The sequence below is a fragment of the Bartonella sp. A05 genome (assembly GCF_026930145.1).
Taxonomy (GTDB): Bacteria; Pseudomonadota; Alphaproteobacteria; order Rhizobiales; family Rhizobiaceae; genus Bartonella.
Genome location: NZ_JANHOJ010000001.1, coordinates 345,928 through 366,550, shown reverse-complemented (window position 1 = coordinate 366,550; position 20,623 = coordinate 345,928). Strand labels below are relative to the sequence as shown.

Below are 20,623 nucleotides of genomic sequence, written 5' to 3'. Positions count from 1 at the left end.
AATATTAATCCATTAAAAGTTTATCATCATCAAGAACTTCACCACGGACTTTTTGAAACATACCAATCAAATCACTCACATGTAAATCTTTACGCTCTTCTTGATGCACATCTAAAATCACTTCTCCCCCATGCAACATCAATGTACGATCTCCATAATCCAGAGCCTGACGCATAGAATGTGTTACCATAACAGTGGTTAATCCATTTTCTTTAATTATTTTTTCGGTCAAACGCATCACAAAATCAGCCATTCCTGGATCTAACGCCGAGGTATGCTCATCAAGCAACAAAACATCCGCATGGGCTAAAGTAGCCATTACAAGGCAAATCACTTGACGTTGTCCACCCGATAAACTATCCATACGATTATGAATACAATTTTCAAGACCAAGCCCCAATTGAGCAATTTTATCTCGAAAAAATTGCCGCTTCTTATGATTTAATGCCGAACGAAAACCACGTCGATACCCCCGAAGAGCTGCAAGAGCTAAATTTTCTTCAATCGTCAAAGGGCCACAGCTTCCCATTAGCGAATCTTGAAAAACACAAGCAACCTTACCAGCGCGCTCACTTATCGATTGACGAGAGACATTCTTCCCATTAATCACAACTTGTCCTTTTGTAGGAAACAGTGAACCTGCTAAAACACTCAGCAAAGTTGATTTACCAGCACCATTCGAACCAATAACCGTAACAAAACTTCCTCGATCAATTTTGAGGTTAATATCAATTAGAGCCTGTTTTTCTAAAGGTGTTTGCGGCTTAAAAGTCATCCCAACATGAGAAAGCTCAATCATGTTTACGCCTTTCTAAATAGCGTGGCACAATAAGAGCGAAAATCACCAAAAGCACTGTAATCAACTGAAGATCCGTCGACGTATCAATGCCGATAGCATTTGCTTCAAATGCAAATTGTAACGCAATACGATAAAGAATAGAGCCTAAAATACAGCTAACAATAATCCAAAAAATATTGCGCGTACGAAATAAAGTTTCACCAATAATAACTGCTGCCAAACCAAAAACAATTGTACCAGCGCCACCTGTAATATCAGTCGCAATAGCTGTTTGGATATAAAGAGAGCCCCCGAGTGCAACACATGCATTTGAAAGACCCATACCCAAATAAATCAATGCTGATGTATGAACACCTTGCGCAGTAGCCATACGCGAATTAGCCCCCATCGCCCGCATAGCAAGACCTATTTCACTTTCTAAAAAACGCCAAACACAAAATGTTACAATCAATAAAATGCAACCAACAAAAAGAGGACGCACAAATATGTCAGGCAAACTAAACAAACCGTAAAAAGGCGTTAAAGCCGTATCAGCAAGCGCCAAATTAACATTTGACCCTCCCATAATCCCCATAATACGCAAATTGACCGTATAAAGTGCCGACATCGTTAGAATTGAAGCCAAAAGATTTAAAATACCAAACTGCAAATTTAACAAAGCTGTTAATAAGCCCGCCGCCATTCCTGCACTAAAAGCGCACAGCATAGCAACCCACGCATTAAAACCCAAAAGGATTAAAACACCACAAACGCACGCCCCAAGAAGAAACGAACCATCGACAGTTAAATCAGGAAAATTCAAAACACGAAACGAAAGATAAACCCCAATAGCAACGAATGCGTAAATAAGGCCTAATTCTATAGCACCAGAAAAAGCAAATACTGTCATTCAGATACCACCTACACAAAAACTCAATGCACTTTACCTTGTTAAAGAAATCTTATTGGATAACTTTTATCGCACGCTCAAAAATTGCTTGTGGTATCATAACACCAGCCTTTTTGGCCACCTGCATATCAATCAGAATATCCTTATTATCGGCCTGTACAATATCAATATCACCTGGCTTTTCACCTTTTAAAATACGCAAAACCAACTTTCCAGTATCAATTCCCATTTTATAATAATCTACGCCCTGCGTCATAAAAGAGCCTCGTCCAATAGCGTTAGAATCAACAGCAAATACAGGAGTATTTGTTTCATGTGTAACTTTTGTTGCTCCTTCTAAAACAGAAATAATTGTATTGTCAGCGGGGACAAAAATAATCTCCACCTTATCGATTAAAGCCCGTGTTGCCGCCTGAACATCGGAAGATTTGGACGCTGATGAAGGAATAACTTCAATTCCAGCTTGATTTGCTAAATCCTTTAATACCTTGAGTGTTACAACAGAATTAGCCTCAGATGCATTATAAAGATAGCCAATTCTTTTCAAATCTGGTTTTACTTCCTGCAAAAGTCTAAGATTTTCTGCAATATCCGGATGATCAGAAACCCCGGTTACATTACCGCCCGGCTTGATAAGAGAAGATACCAATTTTGCTCCTATAGGATCAGAAATAGCAGAAAAAACAATGGGGATTTTTTTGGTTGCTGCCAATACTGTCTGCGCCGAAGGTGTACTAATTGCAACAATTACATCTGGTTTGTCACCAGCAAATTTACGTGCAATCTGCGTTGCAGTAGAAATATTGCCCTGTGCTGAGAAAAAGGTTAATTTTAAATTTTCACCATTTTTATAACCATTTTCAGACAATACATCTTCTATTCCCTTACGGATCGTATCCAAAGCAGAATGTGCAACGATTTGTGTAATTGCTACTTTAACTTGATCTGCTGCTTTTGCGAAATTATTCATTGCTACAATAGCCATAACAGCAATGCACATACTTACTATCCTAAACATTGCTATTTTGCCCTCATTAATCATAACAACAAGGAAGATAATCTATTAAAGAGTACACTTAAAATCAATCTTTATTTCCATTCTTAAACATTGAAAAATAAATCTCGTTGAAATATTATTTTTTTTGTTGCAATTCAAGTCAGCCTACGTCATACAGACAAAAGTTGAATTGAAATGTGTTTCAGTTTAGTGAGCGGGTGTAGCTCAGGGGTAGAGCACAACCTTGCCAAGGTTGGGGTCGTGGGTTCGAATCCCATCGCCCGCTCCATGTAGTTTTTATGCAGATTTACTTTAACGATATAGAATTAATCTTAAAGAAATTATCTTTTTAAAGAAGAATACTTTTATTGATTATAGTTGGAACAAGCATTTTTTGAAACAGTAACTGTATTGCACACTCTCTGCACCTGAAAAACACTTGAAATAGCTAAAATGCTCCTGATATGTTTTCATTCTTTTGCTGCGTTAACCGAAAGCTTGTTAGCAGTAATGCTATAATCACAGTCAAAATGGTACTGTCCCACCATAATCCTTAATGATTATGAAACGAGAGCCTTTAAACATCTCTATACCTAAGATCACAAAGATTTGAGCTAAAATATGAATAAGCAATTTAATCTGTATAAAAAAGACATATCACATCTTGAAAGCACTATACACCCTGTATGTTTATACAACAACAGCTGTTACCAATCTTTATTTTGGATAAATCTTTAAACCGACTTGCAGTCTAGCTGTCATAAGAAAAATAGATCAAAAACCTGAAAAAATATAAATAAAGATGCTTTCTGATATAAAGTGCATTATATACAGAGCCTCCTTACAGATAAAAATGGAAAAATATAGTGCTTATCCTTCGTTCTCTTCTCTTTACGTTCGCTTTTTATACAACAACTTTTTTGCAAATGATTCTTTATGCACCATTCTATTTTCTAATGCCACGCAAAAAAGCATGGATTGTTCCTAAAACTTGGGCACGTGTCACACTGTTTTTACAAAAACACATTGCCGGTACAGATTATGAAATTGAAGGTATAGAAAATTTACCAAAAGGTGCCTGTATTCTTGCTCCAAAACATCAATCCGCATGGGAAACTTTTAGTCTTGTGCCCTATTTCGACGATCCCGTTCTCGTTATAAAACGCGAGCTGATGTGGATCCCCTTCTTTGGTTGGTATATGGCAAAAACACAAATTATTCCGATTAACCGAACAACACCTATTAAAGCCCTTAAAACCATTATTCAAAATGCAAAACAAAAAGCAAAAGAAGGACGGCAAATCCTAATTTTCCCCGAAGGCACACGGAGACAACCTGGCCAAGAACCAGATTATAAACCGGGTATTCTTGCTCTCTATAATGAACTAAAACTTCAAGTTGTTCCCATTGCCCACAATGCTGGTTTATATTGGCCACGCAATAATTTTTGTCGCTATCCAGGTAAAATCCGTGTCCGTATTCTTCCTCCCATAGAAGCAAACTTAAGCAAACACGATTTCCAAAACCAGCTCATCCAAACAACAGAAAAAGCCTGTGATGAATTGCTCTTATTAGCCGCCAAAGACCCTATGCCCCCACCTATGCCACCCTCAGCTGTTCAAAGGCTTCAAGCGCTTGGTCACCATTGGGATGGACCAGTGCGTGATTAAATTGCCAATTCTTCATTTGACGCACTAAAAATTTTTATGTTTTACATTAAAGTCATTATAAATTACTCAAACTGAGAAATGATTGGATTCATTTTATGCGTCAACTGTTCTATAAATTCTTTTTATCTTGCATCTTGGGTATAGTAAATACCTTGGCTTTTGCTCATCCCTTTATCTCCGTTGACGCTGAAACTGGGCGAATTTTAGAACATAACCAAGCGTTTGAACGCTGGTATCCCGCCTCTTTAACAAAATTAATGACCGCTTATGTCATTTTTCGCTCTATGAGCACAGAAGAAATTTCACCCCAACAACATATCATCATCAGCAAAAATGCAGCCAACGCTCCTACCTATAATTCGGGATATAAAGCTGGTTCCATTCTGACACTAGAAACAGCCTTAAGCATAACTTTGGTTAAATCTACCAATGATTTAGCTATTGCTATAAGTGAAGCTGTTGCCGGTTCACAGGAAGCTTTTGTAAAACGAATGAATGCCCATGCCCAACGATTAGGAATGTTTGGAACCCATTTTGCAAATGCAAGTGGACTACCAGATCCAAACAATTACACCACAGCACGCGATATGGCTCTTTTAGCGGTTCAAATTCGTCGAGAATTTCCCCAATATGCTCATTATTTTTCTATTCCAGCCATTGATTTTGGTGACGGCCGAAAAATCGAACCGAATTCAAACAATCTCATTGGTCGTTTTGACGGAATAGATGGTATGAAAACTGGTTTTATTTGTGCCTCTGGCTTCAATCTTGTTGCCTCGGCAACCCGCAATAAACGCACGATTATCGCCGTCATTTTAGGATCACAAGACGTCAAAGCAAGAGAAGAAAAAGCCGCACAACTGCTTGATACAAGCTTTTCGCGCAAAGGATCGCCACAATCAACATTAGCAACATTAGAGCCTTATGGCACTAAAACGCAACGCGTAACCGATATGTGGCAACAAATATGTAGTCCCGAAGCTATAAAAATGCGTATGGATAACTACGATGAAGAAGGAAATATTATTCTTACCTCGCCCTTAATCACTGATTTGCCTTCTTCTATTATTCCTTTACCCGTCAGACTCATTTCCACACCACAGACACATCAAATGAAGGGAAAAATACCACGAAAAATCCCTATTCCGCTTAAACGGCCAGCCTATTTATCTATGATATAAAACAGGCAAACAACAGTTATGATGAAGAGAAACGCAACGCGCATTCCTGTCACCCTCATTACAGGTTTTTTAGGTTCTGGTAAAACAACCTTACTGAACCATCTATTACAGGATCCTTTTTTGACGGATAGTGCTGTTATCATTAATGAATTCGGTGAAGTCAGTATCGATCACCTTCTGGTTGAGAAAGCTACAGAAGGAATCATCGAATTGGCAAATGGCTGTTTATGCTGTACTTTGCGCAGTGATTTAATCGATACAATAACAAATTTGGTTGATTGTATCCAAACAGGGCATCTCAAAAAACTAAACCGCATTATCATTGAGACAACAGGGTTAGCCGATCCTGCTCTTATTTTACAAGCGCTTTTGAGTCACCCTATCTTAAAACAGGCTTTAGCCATTGATACTGTTATTACAACATTTGATACATTGAGCGCACCTGCCATCTTGGAAAAATATTCTGAAGCACAAAAACAAATTGCTTTTGCTGATAAAATTATCCTCACAAAAACCGACCTAAGTGACTCAAAAATTCTTTTAGATACTCTTATCAGCACTCTCAAAACACTTAATCCTACAGCAGAAATCATCAATGCCCATTCAAAGCAATGCTGTGCAAATATGTTAATGAATAAAACATTGTGGAACGAAAAAGGAGAAAATTCACAGCTAAAAAAATGGTTAACCATTATTCCACATGATCATTCTCATCATAAAACTATTCGTGCTTTTTCATTAGAGTGTGATGAACCGATTCATTATGCCACTTTAGAAGCTTTTCTAGATCATCTAAAAAATCTTTATGGTGAAAAATTATTACGCATAAAAGCAATCATTGCATTGCATGATAATCCACATTGTCCGCTCGTTCTGCATGGCATACAGACACTATTCCACCCACCAGTAAGGCTTCCAGCATGGCCAAGCGGGATCACACAAACGCGCTTTGTCATCATTGCAGACGGTATTGAAAAAGAAATGGTTCAAAAACTGTTCGACATTTTTTTAAATAAACCAGCCATAGATACCGCAGACAAAACAGCTCTTTTGGCTAATCCCTTAGCCATTCCGGGAATGAAATTTTAATATCCCTTACAATTTTATAAATCGTTACCTTTAATCATATACTCCCCCTTTATCGCATAACTCTAACGTACGCCAATAGTATTTTATGAAAGACAAAGCAGCACTTCTTACGATAAAAATCGCATTTATGGCGCCATAGAAATTAAAGGTTCATTGCTAATTCGATTGAAAACATAGCGTTTTGCATAAACATCAACTTTGGGAGGCATACGCTCCACCTCAAAGAGATCATAGCCTTCTTTAAGGATTGTCCAGAATTGATAATGAGGATTCTCACGATGGCGCGCCATGTTAGCATTGGTCATACGAAAGGGAAAAGACTGCAATTGAAACTCTCTTTGCCCCCCTCTAAAAGCATCCCGTGCAAAGGCATAAATCTGTGCCATATTTCTATCACTCATTGAATAACAGCCTGCAGAAGAGCAGCCACCATGCACCATAAGATAGCTCCCTGTGCGGCCATGTGCTTGATCATAAAGGTTAGGAAAACCTATATTAAAAGAAAGATAATGTTTCGAATAAGGATTCATTTGATTTGCACTAATGGTATAAAAGCCTTCTGGCGCTTGGAGATCTCCTTCCTTATATTTAGGCCCAAGCTTACCTGACCACTTGCAAATATCATAACGTGCCATAAGGATAAATCGCCCTGTACGAGACTGCTTCCAAACTTCAGCATAATTTTCTTTCTTAAAAAACCGCATCATAATTGGTGCATATTGATCGACATTATGTGCAACCATTCGATCTTCAATTTCTTTAGGCAATCGTTGCTCAACCTTAGCACGAATAGAGGCTGGTAGCCTTTCCTGACACGCTGCCAGCATTCCAGTTGCCAACAAAAGAAATGCCAATAAGAAACGATTTAATTTCATAAAAACTCCAACCCACAAAGCTACCGCACAAACCATATCACATCAAAGAACGGCCAATCTGAAGATATTTTTCCCAACGTTCTTTTTTAATGGTTTCACCATCTTTATCAATCATAGCTTTTAAAGCAGCCGAGATCATATGACCCGCTGCTTCAATCACAGCCTCCTTTCCTCGATGTGCTCCTCCCACAGGCTCAGGAATAATGCCATCAATAATTTTTAGCTGATAAAGATCTTGAGCGGTGATGCGCATATTGGTTGCTGCATCTTTCGCACGGGTTGAATCGCGCCATAAAATAGAAGCCGCACCTTCTGGTGAAATAACCGAATAGATCGAATGCTCCAACATATAAACTTTATTAGCCGCAGCGATTGCTATCGCCCCCCCAGAACCTCCTTCTCCAAGAATGATTGAAATAACAGGAACCCGTAGGCGCAAAGTTGCGGCTGTCGACTGAGCGATTGCTTCTGCTTGCCCACGTTCTTCAGCGCTTACACCCGGATAAGCACCTGCTGTATCCACAAAAGTAAGCAATGGCAAACCAAAACGATCAGCCATTTCCATGATGCGTACAGCTTTGCGATACCCTTCAGGACGAGCAGATCCAAAATTATAACGCAAACGCGTTTTCGTATCGTGGCCTTTTTCTTGGCCTATATAAGCAATCGCCTCACCCTCAAAGCGCGCGAAACCAGCTTGTATAGCCTCATCTTCAGCAAATTTGCGATCACCTGCCAAAGGTGTAACATCACTTAATAATTGCGCTGAATAATCCATAAAATGCGGCCGATCAGGATGGCGTGCTACTTGTGTTTTTTGCCACGGTGATAATTTTTTATAAATATCCCGCAAAGCTGTTTGAGAACGCATTTCAAGACGCGCAATCTCCTCGCTCATATCAAGGCTTCCCTTTTCCTGAGCCATTTTTTTCAATTCAAGAATTTGCACATCAAGATTTGCAACTGGTTTTTCAAAATCAAGATAATTATACATAGAACCCAACTTTTTTTGTATAACTGATACATATTTTATGTAACTTATACACATATAGAAATATTTTCAAAATGTCACACTCTCTCCTTGGTCTTTTGCTAATCGACAAGCGGGTGATGTTCATTGACCAAACGGTAAAGTCCAGCTTCTAGCACATGTGTATAAATCTGGGTGGTAGAAATGTCACAATGACCTAACAACTGTTGAACCGCACGTAAATTAGCACCATTTTGCAAAAGATGACTAGCAAAAGCGTGACGCAACACATGGGGGGAAAAACTGTCACTTCTTATCCCTGCTCTTGTAGCGAGATCTTTTAATCCCCGCGCTACAAATTGGCGAGCAACATATCCTGTCGATGAGCAAGCGGGAAAAAGGTAAGGACTTGCGGCATCTCTTCCTTGATCCCGCAAGACCAACCACTGAGAAAGGACTTCGTGCGCTTTTTCTGATAAAAGAACCATCCGCTCTTTTCCCCCCTTACCACGAACCAAAATAAACTTTTCCTTTCCCCGTACCGCTCGAACCGGAAGACCTACCAATTCACTAATACGCAACCCCGTTGCATAAAGCACTTCAATCAGCACCTGAAGACGCAATGCGCGGAGATGATTCTTGGAGCCATAATCTGCCTGTTTTGCTTCCAACTCAGCACGATCAAGCACTTTCTGCACTGCATCTTCACTCATGATTTTCGGCAAAGAGCGCCCTTGACGCGGCGCATCGATATCAGCAGAAGGATCGTCTGTTCTCAATCCTTCAGCGTAAAGAAATTGATAAAACTGACGCAACGTCGATAAACGACGTGCTTGCGAAGTTGGAGCGAACCCTGCATCATGCATCAGCGCCAAAAGATTGATCAAATCCTCTTTTTGTGCTGAAAAAAGCGAAATAGAGCATGAAGATAATGCATCTTGTGCCCATTGCAAATCATGTTTGTAGGCTGCCAGTGTATGGACAGATGCCCCTCGCTCAGCACTCATCATTTCAAGAAAATGATCTATCATTTTATTAGTCCTTTTTTGAAGGCGCATTCAATGAATCGAGAGGAACATCGATATGCATTTCCGCTGTTATCGGCTCAACCCAAATAACAAGGGCTACCATAATACTGAAAATAATGGCAATAAAAATAAAAATGATCAATAAAAGTCGGGTTAATGTTGGCATAAGACACTAAACTACTAAAAAAAACACTTTATCTCCTATCATGCCGTACAAAGATTAACAGGAATTGACTTTAAGGAAAATAAATGTCGAAATAAAATCATGAAAAATAATCGTTCTCATAATATCCCAATGACACACGTAAAAAAACAGCGATTATCGCGCCTTAACCAACACACACTCGTGTTCGTTGGTCTTATGGGAGCAGGCAAAACAGTTATTGGAAAACGCGTCGCCACCATCCTACATTTACCTTTTTATGATTCCGATCAAGAAATTGAAAAAGCGGCACAAATGACAATCAATGAGATTTTTGAAATTTATGGTGAATCGGAATTTCGTGCTGTTGAACGACGTGTAATTACAAATCTCATTAAAAAGGGCCCTATCGTTCTGGCGACAGGTGGAGGCGCCTATATGAACGAAGACATTCGCAAAACTATTCAGAAAAATGGTATATCCATATGGCTCAAAGCAGACATTAATGTACTCATAGAACGCGTTTCACGACGCTTAACGCGACCATTGCTTCAAACAGAATCTCCTAAAGAAACCATGCAAAAGCTTATGGAACAACGCTACCCTATCTATGCAAAAGCAAATCTAATGATTAATAGTCAAAAGAAATGCTATCATGCAGTAGCGCGAGATGTCGTACGGTCTGTACAACGCTACTTGTACACAGAAATCAACGATAGGAATAATGTGCATGCAGACAAGAACCGTTGCTGTCAAACTCGATAAGCGTTCTTATAATGTTGTTATTGGCTCAGGTCTCATTGCACAAGCTGCAACACAAATGAAGCATTATTTGAACCACAAGAGTCTTCATCAGAAACGTCTCGCTATTATCACGGACAAAAATGTTGCTTCTCTCCATTTAGGTGCATTGCAAACAGAACTAACACACCATAAAATACAGAACATCCCAATTATCGTGGAAGCAGGAGAACAATCAAAATCTTTCTCAACACTACAAGCTATAATCGATAAAATTCTTTCCGCTCGTTTGGAAAGAGGCGATAGCGTTATTGCTTTTGGTGGCGGTGTCATTGGCGATCTAGGAGGATTTGCCGCCAGCATGATACGCAGAGGTATGCGCTTCATTCAGATGCCCACAACACTTCTCGCACAAATTGATTCGTCTATTGGTGGAAAAACTGGGATCAATAGCCGATATGGTAAAAATCTTATTGGTGCATTTTATCAGCCCCAATGCGTTATTGCTGATACTTGTGTTCTTGATACATTACCCTTGCGTGAATTTCGCGCTGGCTATGCAGAAATGGTCAAATACGGCCTCATTAACCAGCCTCATTTTTTTGAATGGCTTGAAAAAAACTGGCAAGAAATTTTTTCAAACAGCCCCACTCGAATAGAAGCAATTACTCGCGCATGTCAATTCAAAGCTGATGTTGTAGCCCGCGATGAATATGAAACTGGAGAACGCGCATTACTAAATCTTGGCCATACATTTGGACATATTCTTGAAGCAGCAACCGCCTATGATTCAAATCGTTTAATCCATGGTGAAGCTGTCGCTATAGGGATGGTTTTAGCTCATCAATTCTCTGTACAACTCAATTTAACAAATCCCATACTAACACAACGCATCGAAGCACATCTCAAAGCTGTTGGCTTGCCTACACAGTTACAAGACATCCCAGGCGAACTGCCAAATGCTGAAAAACTCATGGCCTTTATTGTCCAAGATAAAAAAATTTCGCAAAATAACTTAACCTTCATTCTAACGCGTGGACTCGGTCAAGCATTCATAGCGAAAAACATTGCACCAGATACCGTTTTAACCTTTCTGAAACAAAAATTAGTCAAAACACATTGATTAATATTTGTTGACGAATACTTATATGATTGATTAACTTTTATACTTTCGCTAAAAGGATGGATGTGATAGTGTCTGCGTAGCTCAGTAGGATAGAGCACAGGATTCCTAAAATTGGGCGCTTGAGGAGAAATCTTCAAAGTGGATCTGCTCAAATTCGGGGAAAGCTTCATGGGAAACTATATGCCAATCCCGAGCCAAGTCTCTCTTTACAAAGCGGGGAAAATGTAGAATTAAACTGAGAGAAAGGTGTAGAGACTGTACGGGCAGCGCCTAAAAAGCCTAAGCTTCAAGGTGAAGAGACAGTCCAGACCACGAACAGCCTACATTGATAAGGCTGGCGATGAAAATCGAAGTGGTATGAATCCTGGAGTCGCAGGTTCGAATCCTGCCGTAGACGCCACTATATCCATCGAAGTTGTTATTTTGCATCATAAGGAAATATCATGAAAAAGAACCTACTTATTTTACGATTTTTCACCGCTCTGAGCCTCCTCCCTATCAGTACAATCGGTGCTTTTGCTGACCCTTTAGTCATTGAAATGCCAAACGAGATAAAACCAACGTCACAAGCAATCGCCTATCTATGCGACACAGGAAAAACTAAAGAAAAAGTTACAGCAACCTATCTTAATGCCGATGCTATTTCATTGGTTGATTTCACATGGAAAAATGAACGCGTCATCGGCGCTAATGTCCTTGCCGCTTCAGGAGCAAAATACGCAGGAGCCCAATATATTTGGTGGATGGACAAAGACGACGTTACGCTTTATGACCTTATTAACGATCCCAAGGAAGAAAACCCTATCCACTGCAGTAAAGACACAACCTTATTGTTTTAAACAGATAGTCTCATCCTTTTAAAAATAAGGAAAATGCTTCTTTTTGTTTACAAGGGGTTATTTTGTGGATCCGTTCTTTTAAGTTTCCATGAATATCTGTGCCAGCTTTTTGTTGGCAGACTAAGCAGAGAACTGGGTACGAGCTAATATCACAATCGAAGGAGAAATGAGCATTGAAGTCTCATTCTCAAGAGAGAGCTTTATTCTTTCTTAGAATAGAAGGGATTAATATACTAAGTTGTACAGGTCTTAATCTTGTGATTTTTCTTCCATATTATGCAACAAAAGAGTCAGCGGCTTTTCCGATTTATCTTCTAAATGATCTCGATAAGCCGCTGCCTGTGACAGCAACATAGAAGTTACCGGTACTGTCATAAGCAAAAAAATCATCAATAAGATATTATGAAAAGCAAAAGAATGATCCACAAACGTTGAATAAAGAAATGAAGCAATAAGAATGCTGCCAACGCCCCAGTTTGCACCCAATGAAGGCATATGTAAACGCTCATAAAAATTGGAAAAACGTATGAGCCCTATTGTTCCAATCAGCGCCAAACTGGATCCCAATACTAAAAAAACAGTAATAACAATCGCAATCCAAAGAGAAACATCTTCTTTCATTCAATAATTTCTCCACGCATCAAAAATTTTGCCAAAGCAACACTCGAGATAGAACCCAAAAGGCTAATAATGAGCGCAGCTTCAAAATAAGTGCTTGTTCCTGAACGAATATCAAATGTGAGAAACAAAAGAATAGCCGTTATATAGAGAGAGTCCAAACCAACGACGCGATCTTGCGCCCTTGGACCACGAATTAAGCGAAATAACGCTAAAATCATTGCTAAACTTAAAAAAATCTGTGAGAGAAAAATTCCCCAATAAAGGATAACCATACTCATTAGAAAATCTCCAAAAGCAATTTCTCATATCGTTGCTTAATCAATTGTTGATAATCATCTTCATCCGTTAAATTTAATACATGAATCAGAAGCTCTTTATTTTTGCTATTATATACAACCCAAATAGTCCCTGGAGTAACCGACAAAATGCATGCTAAAATAGCTAAAGCCGTGCGACTCTCAAGCAAAAGCGGTACAACAATAAAGCCAGACCGCTGCCCTTTACGCCTTTTTGTTAAAGTAAAGTAAGCAACCGCAACATTTGAAACTATAGAATCGATAAACACGCGAAAGAATAACCGAAAAACCGCACTCCAATTTTTAATAGTGATTTTTTCCAGCTCAAGCAGCCGCACAATCCAACCACAAAATAAAGCAATCATAATCCCTAAAAACAATTGGCCCAAACTGAAACTGCTTAAGAGCAGCCACATAACAACAATCAAACCACTTAAAAAAGGATAAGGAAAAAAACGATTCATCAATTTCTCTCCGTACTTTTTAAAAAATCATCGGTTAAGACGCTATTAATATAGTTGTGAGGATCGTATAAAGTCTTAACAGTGTCAGACATATATTGTCCAACAGGACCAGCCATAATTGTCACAATAAAACACAGAGAGAGAAGAGCCAAAACAGGTGCAAATTCGATTGCTTGCACGCGTGGAATCTTATCTTCAAGTGATATCCAAAAAGTTCGAATACCTATACGCGTCAATGCAATCAAAGCTGAAAAACCAGAAATGATGACACAAATCACAAAAAGCCAATCCTGTAAAATTGGCATAAAAGAAGACAAACCATTTTCTTTAGGAGTCAAAACTGCCGCAAGCATCATAAATTTCGCAACAAAAACGGAAGAAGGCGGTAACCCAATAATCAAAATTGCACAAATTCCAAAACATCCCCCAAGAATCGCTAAAGTTACTGGCAGATAAGTACCAACTTCATCTTCTGTCTCTTCTTCATCATCACCATACACTTCCATGGTCACAGCCAGAACATTTTCAGCTGTATCTTGAATACGCTCTACCAATTCAACCAAGAGAAAAAAAGCTCCAAGCGCTAAAGTCGAAGAAACAATGTAAAAAAGTACGCCTGTAATCAACGCTGCATTGCCTATTCCAATAGCTGCTAACAATGTACCAGAAGAGACAAGAATACAATAAGACGCCAAACGTCCTAAAACTTGGCTCGCCAAGACTCCAATAAAACCAAAAATCCAGGTCGCAAGTCCACCATAAAACAAAACAATATGACCAAAATCGGCTAAAGCCCCACTCTCAGAGCTACAACATAGCAGTGTTAAACGTAAAATAACGTAAATGCCTACCTTACTCAAAATTGCAAAAGACGCACCAACGGGTGCTGCTGCTGCACTATAAGTGGGCATTAACCAAAAACTGAGTGGCCACATACCAGCTTTGAGCAAAAAAACGATACCTAAAAGTACTGCACCCACTTTAAATAAAACAATATCCTTAGAATCTATGTATTTTATTTTGACCGCTAAATCAGCCATATCAAGTGTGCCGACCACCCCATAAATGAGGGATGCACCAATTAAGAAAAATGACGACGCAACAAGATTAATCACCACATAATGCATACCTGCACGCACACGTGGAGGACCTGAACCATGCAAAGCAAGCCCATAAGAGGCTGTTAACATAATTTCAAAAAATACGAACAAATTGAACAAATCGCCTGTCAAAAAAGAGCCATTTATTCCCACCATTAAGAACTGCATCAATGACTGAAAATGAGGTCCAGCTTTATACCAGTAAGCTTGAGAGAAAACCAATGCAGCAGCAGTCAATAAACTTGAAAGCAAAAGCATCATAGCGCTTAAGCGATCAAGAACTAAAACAATGCTAAAAGGAGAAGGCCAATTACCAAGTCGATAAACATCTGAAGCTGGAGCCACTTCAAGAGCGCGCAGCAGCAATAGAACAGAAATAACAACCAATAAGCTTGTAGAAGAGAGGCTAATCAGTGATTTAAGTTTTGAACGACGTTCATCATAAAAAAGAAGAGCTGCTCCAATGACTAATGGCAAAATAATAGGCAAAATAAGTAAATGATGCGTCCAAGATTCCATCATTTTACCTCTCACGTCCATCAACATGATCTGAACCTGTCAAACCACGTGAAACCAAAAGAATAACCAAGAATAAGGCTGTTGTTGCAAAACCAATGACAATCGCTGTCAAAACCAAAGCCTGTGGCAGAGGATCGGCATAATGATCTGGATTAATCACAATGGAAGGATCCACGATAGGAACTGCATTGCTACGAGGCCTACCCATTGAGAATATAAAAAGATTGACACCGTAAGAGATCAACGACAAACCGAGAATAATCTGAAAAGTTCTCGGACGCAAAAGAAGCCAAATGCCCGATCCAATAAGAACACCGATACCTAAAGAAAGTACAACTTCCATTAATTTTCCTTCTCTTGCGCAACATTTTTTTTACCGATTCGATAGCGGCGGATAGATTGATGCGCCATCGCAATCAAAATTAGAACGGTAGCTCCCAAAACCAGAGAAAATACACCCAAATCAAATAAAAAGGCAGATGCCACAGGAGTTTTTCCAATCCACGGAAGATCAATATATTGAAAAAATGATGTTAAAAAAGGAAATCCGAAAAACCAAGAACCTATACCAGTTGCCACTGACAACAATAAGCCGAAGCCAATCCAAAGCAGAGGTAAAACCCGTAAACGATTTTCCACCCAGCGAATATTGGTTGCAAGATATTGTAAAATAAACCCTATCGCCAAAGTAATTCCACCGGCAAATCCACCTCCTGCAGAATCATGCCCACGTATCAATAAATAAATCGCAAAAGCGATAATAACTGGAAAAAGCCAATGCATAATCATAGCAGGAATAGCTAAATAATCCGATACAGTATCTCCGACTTCACGATCGGGATGTTCCATATCAAAAGCCGTTTGAATACGTTGTTGCGAAGGTGCATCAATACTTTCAGGAGCTGGTCGAAAACGCCGTAAAAGCGCAAAAACAGTAAGCGCAACAACACCCAAAACCACAATTTCGCCCATCGTATCAAATCCACGGAAGTCGACCAACAAAACATTCACAACATTGCGACCACCAGCGTCAGAATACGCATGCGTCAGAAAAAAATCAGAAATAGTACTTCCTTGTGGACGTGTCATGACTGCAAATGATAACCATGCCATACCAGCACCACCCAAAAGCGCTATGATAAAATCACGAACACGACGACAGCGTATAAAAAAACCGACAGGCTGCGGAGTATAATCATGTACACGTTTAGGCAACCATCTCAAACCAAGAAGCAAAAGAACAGTTGTCACAACTTCAACAACCAATTGTGTCACCGCCAAATCAGGGGCAGAAAGCCATAAAAATGTAGCACAAGTCATCAAACCAGCGCCTCCCAACAACATTAACGATGCAAGACGATGAAACTTTGCTTGCCAAGCGACCAAAAATGCACAGCCTCCCCCAATCAACCAAAAAACAATAAAGGGAAAATCAAGTGGAAAAAGCGGCAATGAACCAGCTGAAATCAAACCATCGCACCACAGTAAAAGACCAACAAATGCAAAGCACACCAACAACATCCAATGCAACTGGACTTGCAATCGGCGCGTTGACAAACAAGATTCTGCAGTACGAGCAAATTTCCAAGAAATAATCACGAGAAATCGTTCAAAAATACGTTGTCTGTTTAAATGACGAAAAAATGGCAGTCCGTCCTCACAAGATAGGAAATAACGATGCCCCAAAATATAAAGCACTCCCCCTCCTGATAAAGCAACAAAACTCATAATTAATGGGGTATTAAAACCATGCCAAACGGCCAAATTATAAGAATACGTTATTTCTCCCAAAACAGCCACCACCGCATTATCCAAAATGGGTCCTATTGTGAAATTAGGAAAAATACCCACCGCCAAACAAACAAAAACCAACAATTCTATTGGAAAACGCATAAAATGTGGTGGTTCATGCGGTATTTTGGGTAAATCGGTAGGCTTTTGTCCAAAAAAAACACCATGTATAAAGCGTATAGAATAGGTTACACTAAAAAGGCTAGCAAGCGTTGCCACATAAGGTGCAATCCAATCCAGCCATGATTCCATATGGGTTTCAACGGCTTCAGCAAAAAACATCTCTTTTGATAAAAAACCATTTAGCAAAGGAACACCTGCCATAGCTGCACTTGCAACCAAAGCCAGCGTCCCTGTAATAGGCATATAGCGAAAAAGACCTGTCAGCTTACGCATATCACGTGTGCCCGTTTCATGGTCAATAATGCCCGCAGCCATAAATAAAGACGCTTTAAAAGTCGCATGATTAGCCATATGAAAGATTGCTGCAACACATGCAAATTGGCTTCCAAGACTTAAAAGTGTTGTAATTAAGCCAAGATGACTAATAGTTGAATATGCAAGAAGACCTTTTAAATCTTGCTGAAACATTGAAAAGAAAGCGCCAAGAAGCAGTGTTGTGAGTCCTGAAAAACCCACCAGCCAAAACCAAGCTTCTGTTCCTGATAAAACAGGCCACAATCGCACAAGCAAAAATAACCCTGCTTTCACCATCGTTGCCGAATGCAAATAAGCTGATACTGGAGTTGGAGCAGCCATTGCATTAGGCAACCAAAAATGAAATGGAAATTGTGCACTCTTTGTTATCCCCCCCAATAAAATACAAATCAACACGAGCACATAAAGGGGACTCGACCGAATTAAATCCCCAGACTGCAATACCTTATCTAAATCAAAACTACCAACAATGTAGCCAATCAGCAAAACCCCGATAAGAAGTGCGAAACCACCAAAACCTGTGATTGTTAAAGCCATACGCGCTCCATCACGCGCACTTGCATTATGGTACCAATAACCGATCAATAAAAAGGAAAAAACGCTAGTTAACTCCCAGAAAATGACTAAAAAGACCAGATTTCCTGATAAAACTATTCCTAACATGGATCCCATAAAGGCCAGAAAAAAGGAAAAAAAACGTGGAACTGGATCTGCGGGATTCATATAGTAGCGTGCATAAACAACAACAAGCAGCCCAATTCCTGTAATTAAAAGACAAAAAAGCCACGATAAACCATCCATATGCAAGGTTAAATTAACCCCCCATTCTGGAAGCCAAGGAATATCTAAACGTACTACGCGGTTTCCACGAACCACTGGATAAAGTGCAATCGTAAAAAGAAGACTAAAAAGCGCAATTACTCCAGCAAACCATGCTTCATTATTTTTGGCTGTTGAACGAAAAAAACCTATTACAACACTACCGCAAAAGGGAAGCAAAACCAGCAATATCAACGTTGCCCCCCATATTGTCATTCTATAAACTCCACCCAATTTTATGTATTTTGTTGTCAAAAAATCACAATAAATAGGTGCAATATTATATCGCTACCCTTCATTTTACACTGTTACTATATAAGATTTAATCAAACTTAAAAATATCGAAAATTCTCATAAATCAACTGTTTCATGAGAAAAAACGGCAAAAATGTCGTAAAATGGTTTTTATTGAACACCCTTTACCCTTTAAAAACACGAGAAAGGCATTGTTTGCGTGGTCCATCAAAAGGCTGATAACTATTATCATTTCTATTGTAAGAGCGATAACGAGCTACACAAGAATCAATATGCTCCTTGAACATCCATGGCTCTTTTCTCTTGAAAGAAGAAATCAAAAGCGCCTCTTTTGGGGTAGATGTTGCCTTTAATGGATCGTGTTTTGTATCTAAATCTTCAAACACAACAAATGCCGCCTCAGGATACCACCAATTATCGCTATATTTGCGATAACCACGCCGATAATGACGGTATCCTTTAAAACCATTAATTTCTTTACGTCCTGTAACCATCAAAGGAACCCTGTCTTCTTGAATAGAAGACCGATGAACCACCATTGTCTCAGCACCATTTTTTAGCGCCGAATTAGCAAGATTGGTTGTTATCATGAAAATATTTCCAATGGATAGCACAACCAAAACATAACATAAATTTCGAATAGTACGCATAATATAAATCTCAAATAAAGCGAAAACAAAACGAATGTTCAGAACGTCTTTTTACTGCTCAAAGAAAACAGATTTTCGTTTTATAACTCTTTTTTCCTTGAGACATTCTGTTGCTATATGTACTAAACGTTCATATGAACAATAAGATCCTTCAAAAGAGATTAAATAACAATGATTAGGACTCCCTATTATCTTATAGATAAATCTAAACTCATAAAGAATATGGACGTTATTGCTCGCTTGAGAGAAATGTCGGGAGCCAAAATTTTACTTGCTTTGAAATGCTTTGCTACATGGAGTCTTTTTGATGTCATGTCTGAGTACATGGATGGCACCACATCTTCATCCCTTTATGAACTACGTTTAGGAAGAGAAAAATTTGGCAAAGAAACCCATGCCTATTCTGTTGCTTGGGCAGATCATGAAATTGATGAAGCGTGTGGTTATGCAGATAAAATCATTTTTAATTCAATTCAACAGCTTCAACGTTTTGCGCATTCTACAAAAACCATTGAGCGAGGCTTAAGATTAAACCCCAGGATCAGCGCATCAAATTTTGATCTTGCTAATCCTGCCCGCCCCTTTAGCCGTCTAGGCGAAACAGATCAAAGCGCTATTAAAGAAATTTTGCCCTTAATCAATGGGTTAATGATCCACAATAATTGTGAAAATGCTGATTTTTATCTTTTTGACCGAATGTTAAGCCACATCGAAGAGAAATTTTCAGAACTCTTCGCCGCGGTCAACTGGGTTAGTCTTGGCGGAGGAATTCATTTTACTGCTGCAAATTATCCTTTAGAGCACTTCGCTGAGCGCTTAAAACGTTTTTCTCAAACCCATAATGTAACTGTTTTTCTTGAACCAGGAGAAGCTGCTATCACAAAAAGCACCACATTAGAAGTGAGCGTTCTTGACACATTATATAACGAAAAAAACCTCGCTATCGTTGATAGCTCAATCGAAGCACATATGCTTGATCTTTTAATTTATCGAGAAAATGCAAAATTAGAACCAAATCAAGGACCATATGAAATTATGGTTTGTGGAAAATCCTGCCTTGCAGGTGATATTTTCGGAACATTTCAATTCCCTAAGCCGCTTAAAATAGGAGACAGATTGTCTTTTCAAGACGCCGCAGGCTATACAATGGTCAAGAAAAATTGGTTCAATGGTGTTACAATGCCTTCCATTGTTATCAAAGAATGTGATGGAACATTAATACTTCAACGCCAATTCGATTATAACGACTATCAAAATAGCCTTTCATAATCAAAATAATAGGAAAAATGCCATGATGCAGCAATATGAAAAGGAGATGACCCTA

General features: G+C 39.1%; 22 protein-coding genes and 1 tRNA gene. 9 read left to right on the top strand and 14 right to left on the bottom strand.

Going from position 1 to position 20,623, the window contains the following annotated elements; translation table 11 throughout:
• Nucleotides 1–4: 4 nt before the first annotated feature.
• The 3 genes from NPX98_RS01440 to NPX98_RS01430 are packed head-to-tail and all read right to left on the bottom strand — an operon-like array spanning nt 5 to nt 2,688.
• Nucleotides 5–799: an ABC transporter ATP-binding protein gene (locus NPX98_RS01440; protein ID WP_269022194.1), complete on the bottom strand. Its 795-nt coding sequence runs from the start codon at nt 797–799 to the stop codon at nt 5–7.
• The gene (locus NPX98_RS01435) at nt 792–1,688 is read right to left on the bottom strand and encodes an ABC transporter permease (RefSeq protein ID WP_269022193.1); all 897 of its coding nucleotides are present in this window, start codon (nt 1,686–1,688) and stop codon (nt 792–794) included. Before NPX98_RS01435 ends, NPX98_RS01440 begins: the two co-directional genes overlap by 8 nt.
• Before the next feature lie 52 nt (nt 1,689–1,740).
• Nucleotides 1,741–2,688, bottom strand: a complete 948-nt coding sequence (locus tag NPX98_RS01430) for an ABC transporter substrate-binding protein (protein ID WP_442864439.1) — start codon at nt 2,686–2,688, stop codon at nt 1,741–1,743.
• 211 nt (nt 2,689–2,899) lie between these two features.
• Here NPX98_RS01430 and NPX98_RS01425 point away from each other — a divergent pair.
• The 4 genes from NPX98_RS01425 (at nt 2,900) to NPX98_RS01410 (ending at nt 6,625) form a co-directional block, all read left to right on the top strand.
• Nucleotides 2,900–2,974: transfer RNA gene (locus tag NPX98_RS01425), tRNA-Gly, on the top strand.
• A 577-nt stretch (nt 2,975–3,551) separates the two neighbouring features.
• Nucleotides 3,552–4,355 (top strand): lysophospholipid acyltransferase family protein, encoded by an 804-nt coding sequence (locus tag NPX98_RS01420; protein ID WP_269022191.1) that lies wholly within the window; start codon nt 3,552–3,554, stop codon nt 4,353–4,355.
• 95 nt (nt 4,356–4,450) lie between these two features.
• Nucleotides 4,451–5,536, top strand: a complete 1,086-nt coding sequence (locus tag NPX98_RS01415; RefSeq protein ID WP_269022190.1) for a D-alanyl-D-alanine carboxypeptidase family protein — start codon at nt 4,451–4,453, stop codon at nt 5,534–5,536.
• Nucleotides 5,537–5,557: 21 nt separating this feature from the next.
• Entirely contained in the window at nt 5,558–6,625 is a 1,068-nt protein-coding gene (locus NPX98_RS01410) for a CobW family GTP-binding protein (RefSeq protein ID WP_269022430.1), read from the top strand.
• A 125-nt stretch (nt 6,626–6,750) separates the two neighbouring features.
• Here the strand turns inward: NPX98_RS01410 and NPX98_RS01405 are convergent, their stop codons facing one another.
• The 4 genes from NPX98_RS01405 to NPX98_RS01390 form a co-directional block, all read right to left on the bottom strand.
• On the bottom strand, nt 6,751–7,500 hold the full coding sequence (locus tag NPX98_RS01405) for a L,D-transpeptidase family protein (RefSeq protein ID WP_269022189.1): 750 nt from the start codon (nt 7,498–7,500) through the stop codon (nt 6,751–6,753).
• A 37-nt stretch (nt 7,501–7,537) separates the two neighbouring features.
• A complete protein-coding gene (locus NPX98_RS01400) occupies nt 7,538–8,494 on the bottom strand; it encodes an acetyl-CoA carboxylase carboxyltransferase subunit alpha (protein WP_269022188.1) in 957 nt (318 codons plus the stop codon).
• A 98-nt stretch (nt 8,495–8,592) separates the two neighbouring features.
• On the bottom strand, nt 8,593–9,501 hold the full coding sequence (locus tag NPX98_RS01395; protein WP_269022187.1) for a site-specific tyrosine recombinase XerD: 909 nt from the start codon (nt 9,499–9,501) through the stop codon (nt 8,593–8,595).
• Between the two features lie 4 nt (nt 9,502–9,505).
• Entirely contained in the window at nt 9,506–9,664 is a 159-nt protein-coding gene (locus NPX98_RS01390) for a hypothetical protein (RefSeq protein ID WP_269022186.1), read from the bottom strand.
• A gap of 99 nt (nt 9,665–9,763) precedes the next feature.
• On the opposite strand from NPX98_RS01390, the gene NPX98_RS01385 reads away from it, so the two are divergent.
• From NPX98_RS01385 to NPX98_RS01370, 4 genes are all read left to right on the top strand, one after another.
• A complete protein-coding gene (locus NPX98_RS01385; protein ID WP_269022185.1) occupies nt 9,764–10,405 on the top strand; it encodes a shikimate kinase in 642 nt (213 codons plus the stop codon).
• Nucleotides 10,371–11,504, top strand: a complete 1,134-nt coding sequence (gene aroB, locus NPX98_RS01380; protein ID WP_269022184.1) for a 3-dehydroquinate synthase — start codon at nt 10,371–10,373, stop codon at nt 11,502–11,504. Before NPX98_RS01385 ends, aroB begins: the two co-directional genes overlap by 35 nt.
• Before the next feature lie 294 nt (nt 11,505–11,798).
• On the top strand, nt 11,799–11,954 hold the full coding sequence (locus NPX98_RS01375) for a hypothetical protein (protein ID WP_269022183.1): 156 nt from the start codon (nt 11,799–11,801) through the stop codon (nt 11,952–11,954).
• Nucleotides 11,951–12,346, top strand: a complete 396-nt coding sequence (locus NPX98_RS01370; protein ID WP_269022182.1) for an MliC family protein — start codon at nt 11,951–11,953, stop codon at nt 12,344–12,346. Before NPX98_RS01375 ends, NPX98_RS01370 begins: the two co-directional genes overlap by 4 nt.
• A gap of 249 nt (nt 12,347–12,595) precedes the next feature.
• Here the strand turns inward: NPX98_RS01370 and mnhG are convergent, their stop codons facing one another.
• The 7 genes from mnhG to NPX98_RS01335 form a co-directional block, all read right to left on the bottom strand.
• Nucleotides 12,596–12,967: a monovalent cation/H(+) antiporter subunit G gene (gene mnhG, locus NPX98_RS01365; protein WP_269022181.1), complete on the bottom strand. Its 372-nt coding sequence runs from the start codon at nt 12,965–12,967 to the stop codon at nt 12,596–12,598.
• Complete coding sequence (locus NPX98_RS01360; protein ID WP_269022179.1) at nt 12,964–13,245, bottom strand: K+/H+ antiporter subunit F; 282 nt, start codon at nt 13,243–13,245, stop codon at nt 12,964–12,966. Before NPX98_RS01360 ends, mnhG begins: the two co-directional genes overlap by 4 nt.
• Nucleotides 13,245–13,727: a Na+/H+ antiporter subunit E gene (locus NPX98_RS01355; RefSeq protein WP_269022178.1), complete on the bottom strand. Its 483-nt coding sequence runs from the start codon at nt 13,725–13,727 to the stop codon at nt 13,245–13,247. Before NPX98_RS01355 ends, NPX98_RS01360 begins: the two co-directional genes overlap by 1 nt.
• Nucleotides 13,727–15,346 (bottom strand): monovalent cation/H+ antiporter subunit D, encoded by a 1,620-nt coding sequence (locus NPX98_RS01350; protein WP_269022428.1) that lies wholly within the window; start codon nt 15,344–15,346, stop codon nt 13,727–13,729. The genes NPX98_RS01355 and NPX98_RS01350 overlap by 1 nt, the downstream gene beginning before the upstream one ends.
• 4 nt (nt 15,347–15,350) lie before the next feature.
• Nucleotides 15,351–15,689, bottom strand: a complete 339-nt coding sequence (locus NPX98_RS01345; RefSeq protein WP_269022177.1) for a Na+/H+ antiporter subunit C — start codon at nt 15,687–15,689, stop codon at nt 15,351–15,353.
• Nucleotides 15,689–18,610 (bottom strand): monovalent cation/H+ antiporter subunit A, encoded by a 2,922-nt coding sequence (locus tag NPX98_RS01340; protein ID WP_269022176.1) that lies wholly within the window; start codon nt 18,608–18,610, stop codon nt 15,689–15,691. The genes NPX98_RS01345 and NPX98_RS01340 overlap by 1 nt, the downstream gene beginning before the upstream one ends.
• Before the next feature lie 203 nt (nt 18,611–18,813).
• Entirely contained in the window at nt 18,814–19,299 is a 486-nt protein-coding gene (locus tag NPX98_RS01335; protein WP_269022175.1) for a BA14K family protein, read from the bottom strand.
• A gap of 171 nt (nt 19,300–19,470) precedes the next feature.
• On the opposite strand from NPX98_RS01335, the gene NPX98_RS01330 reads away from it, so the two are divergent.
• The gene (locus NPX98_RS01330) at nt 19,471–20,568 is read left to right on the top strand and encodes a carboxynorspermidine decarboxylase (RefSeq protein WP_269022174.1); all 1,098 of its coding nucleotides are present in this window, start codon (nt 19,471–19,473) and stop codon (nt 20,566–20,568) included.
• The last annotated feature ends 55 nt before the right edge of the window (nt 20,569–20,623 follow it).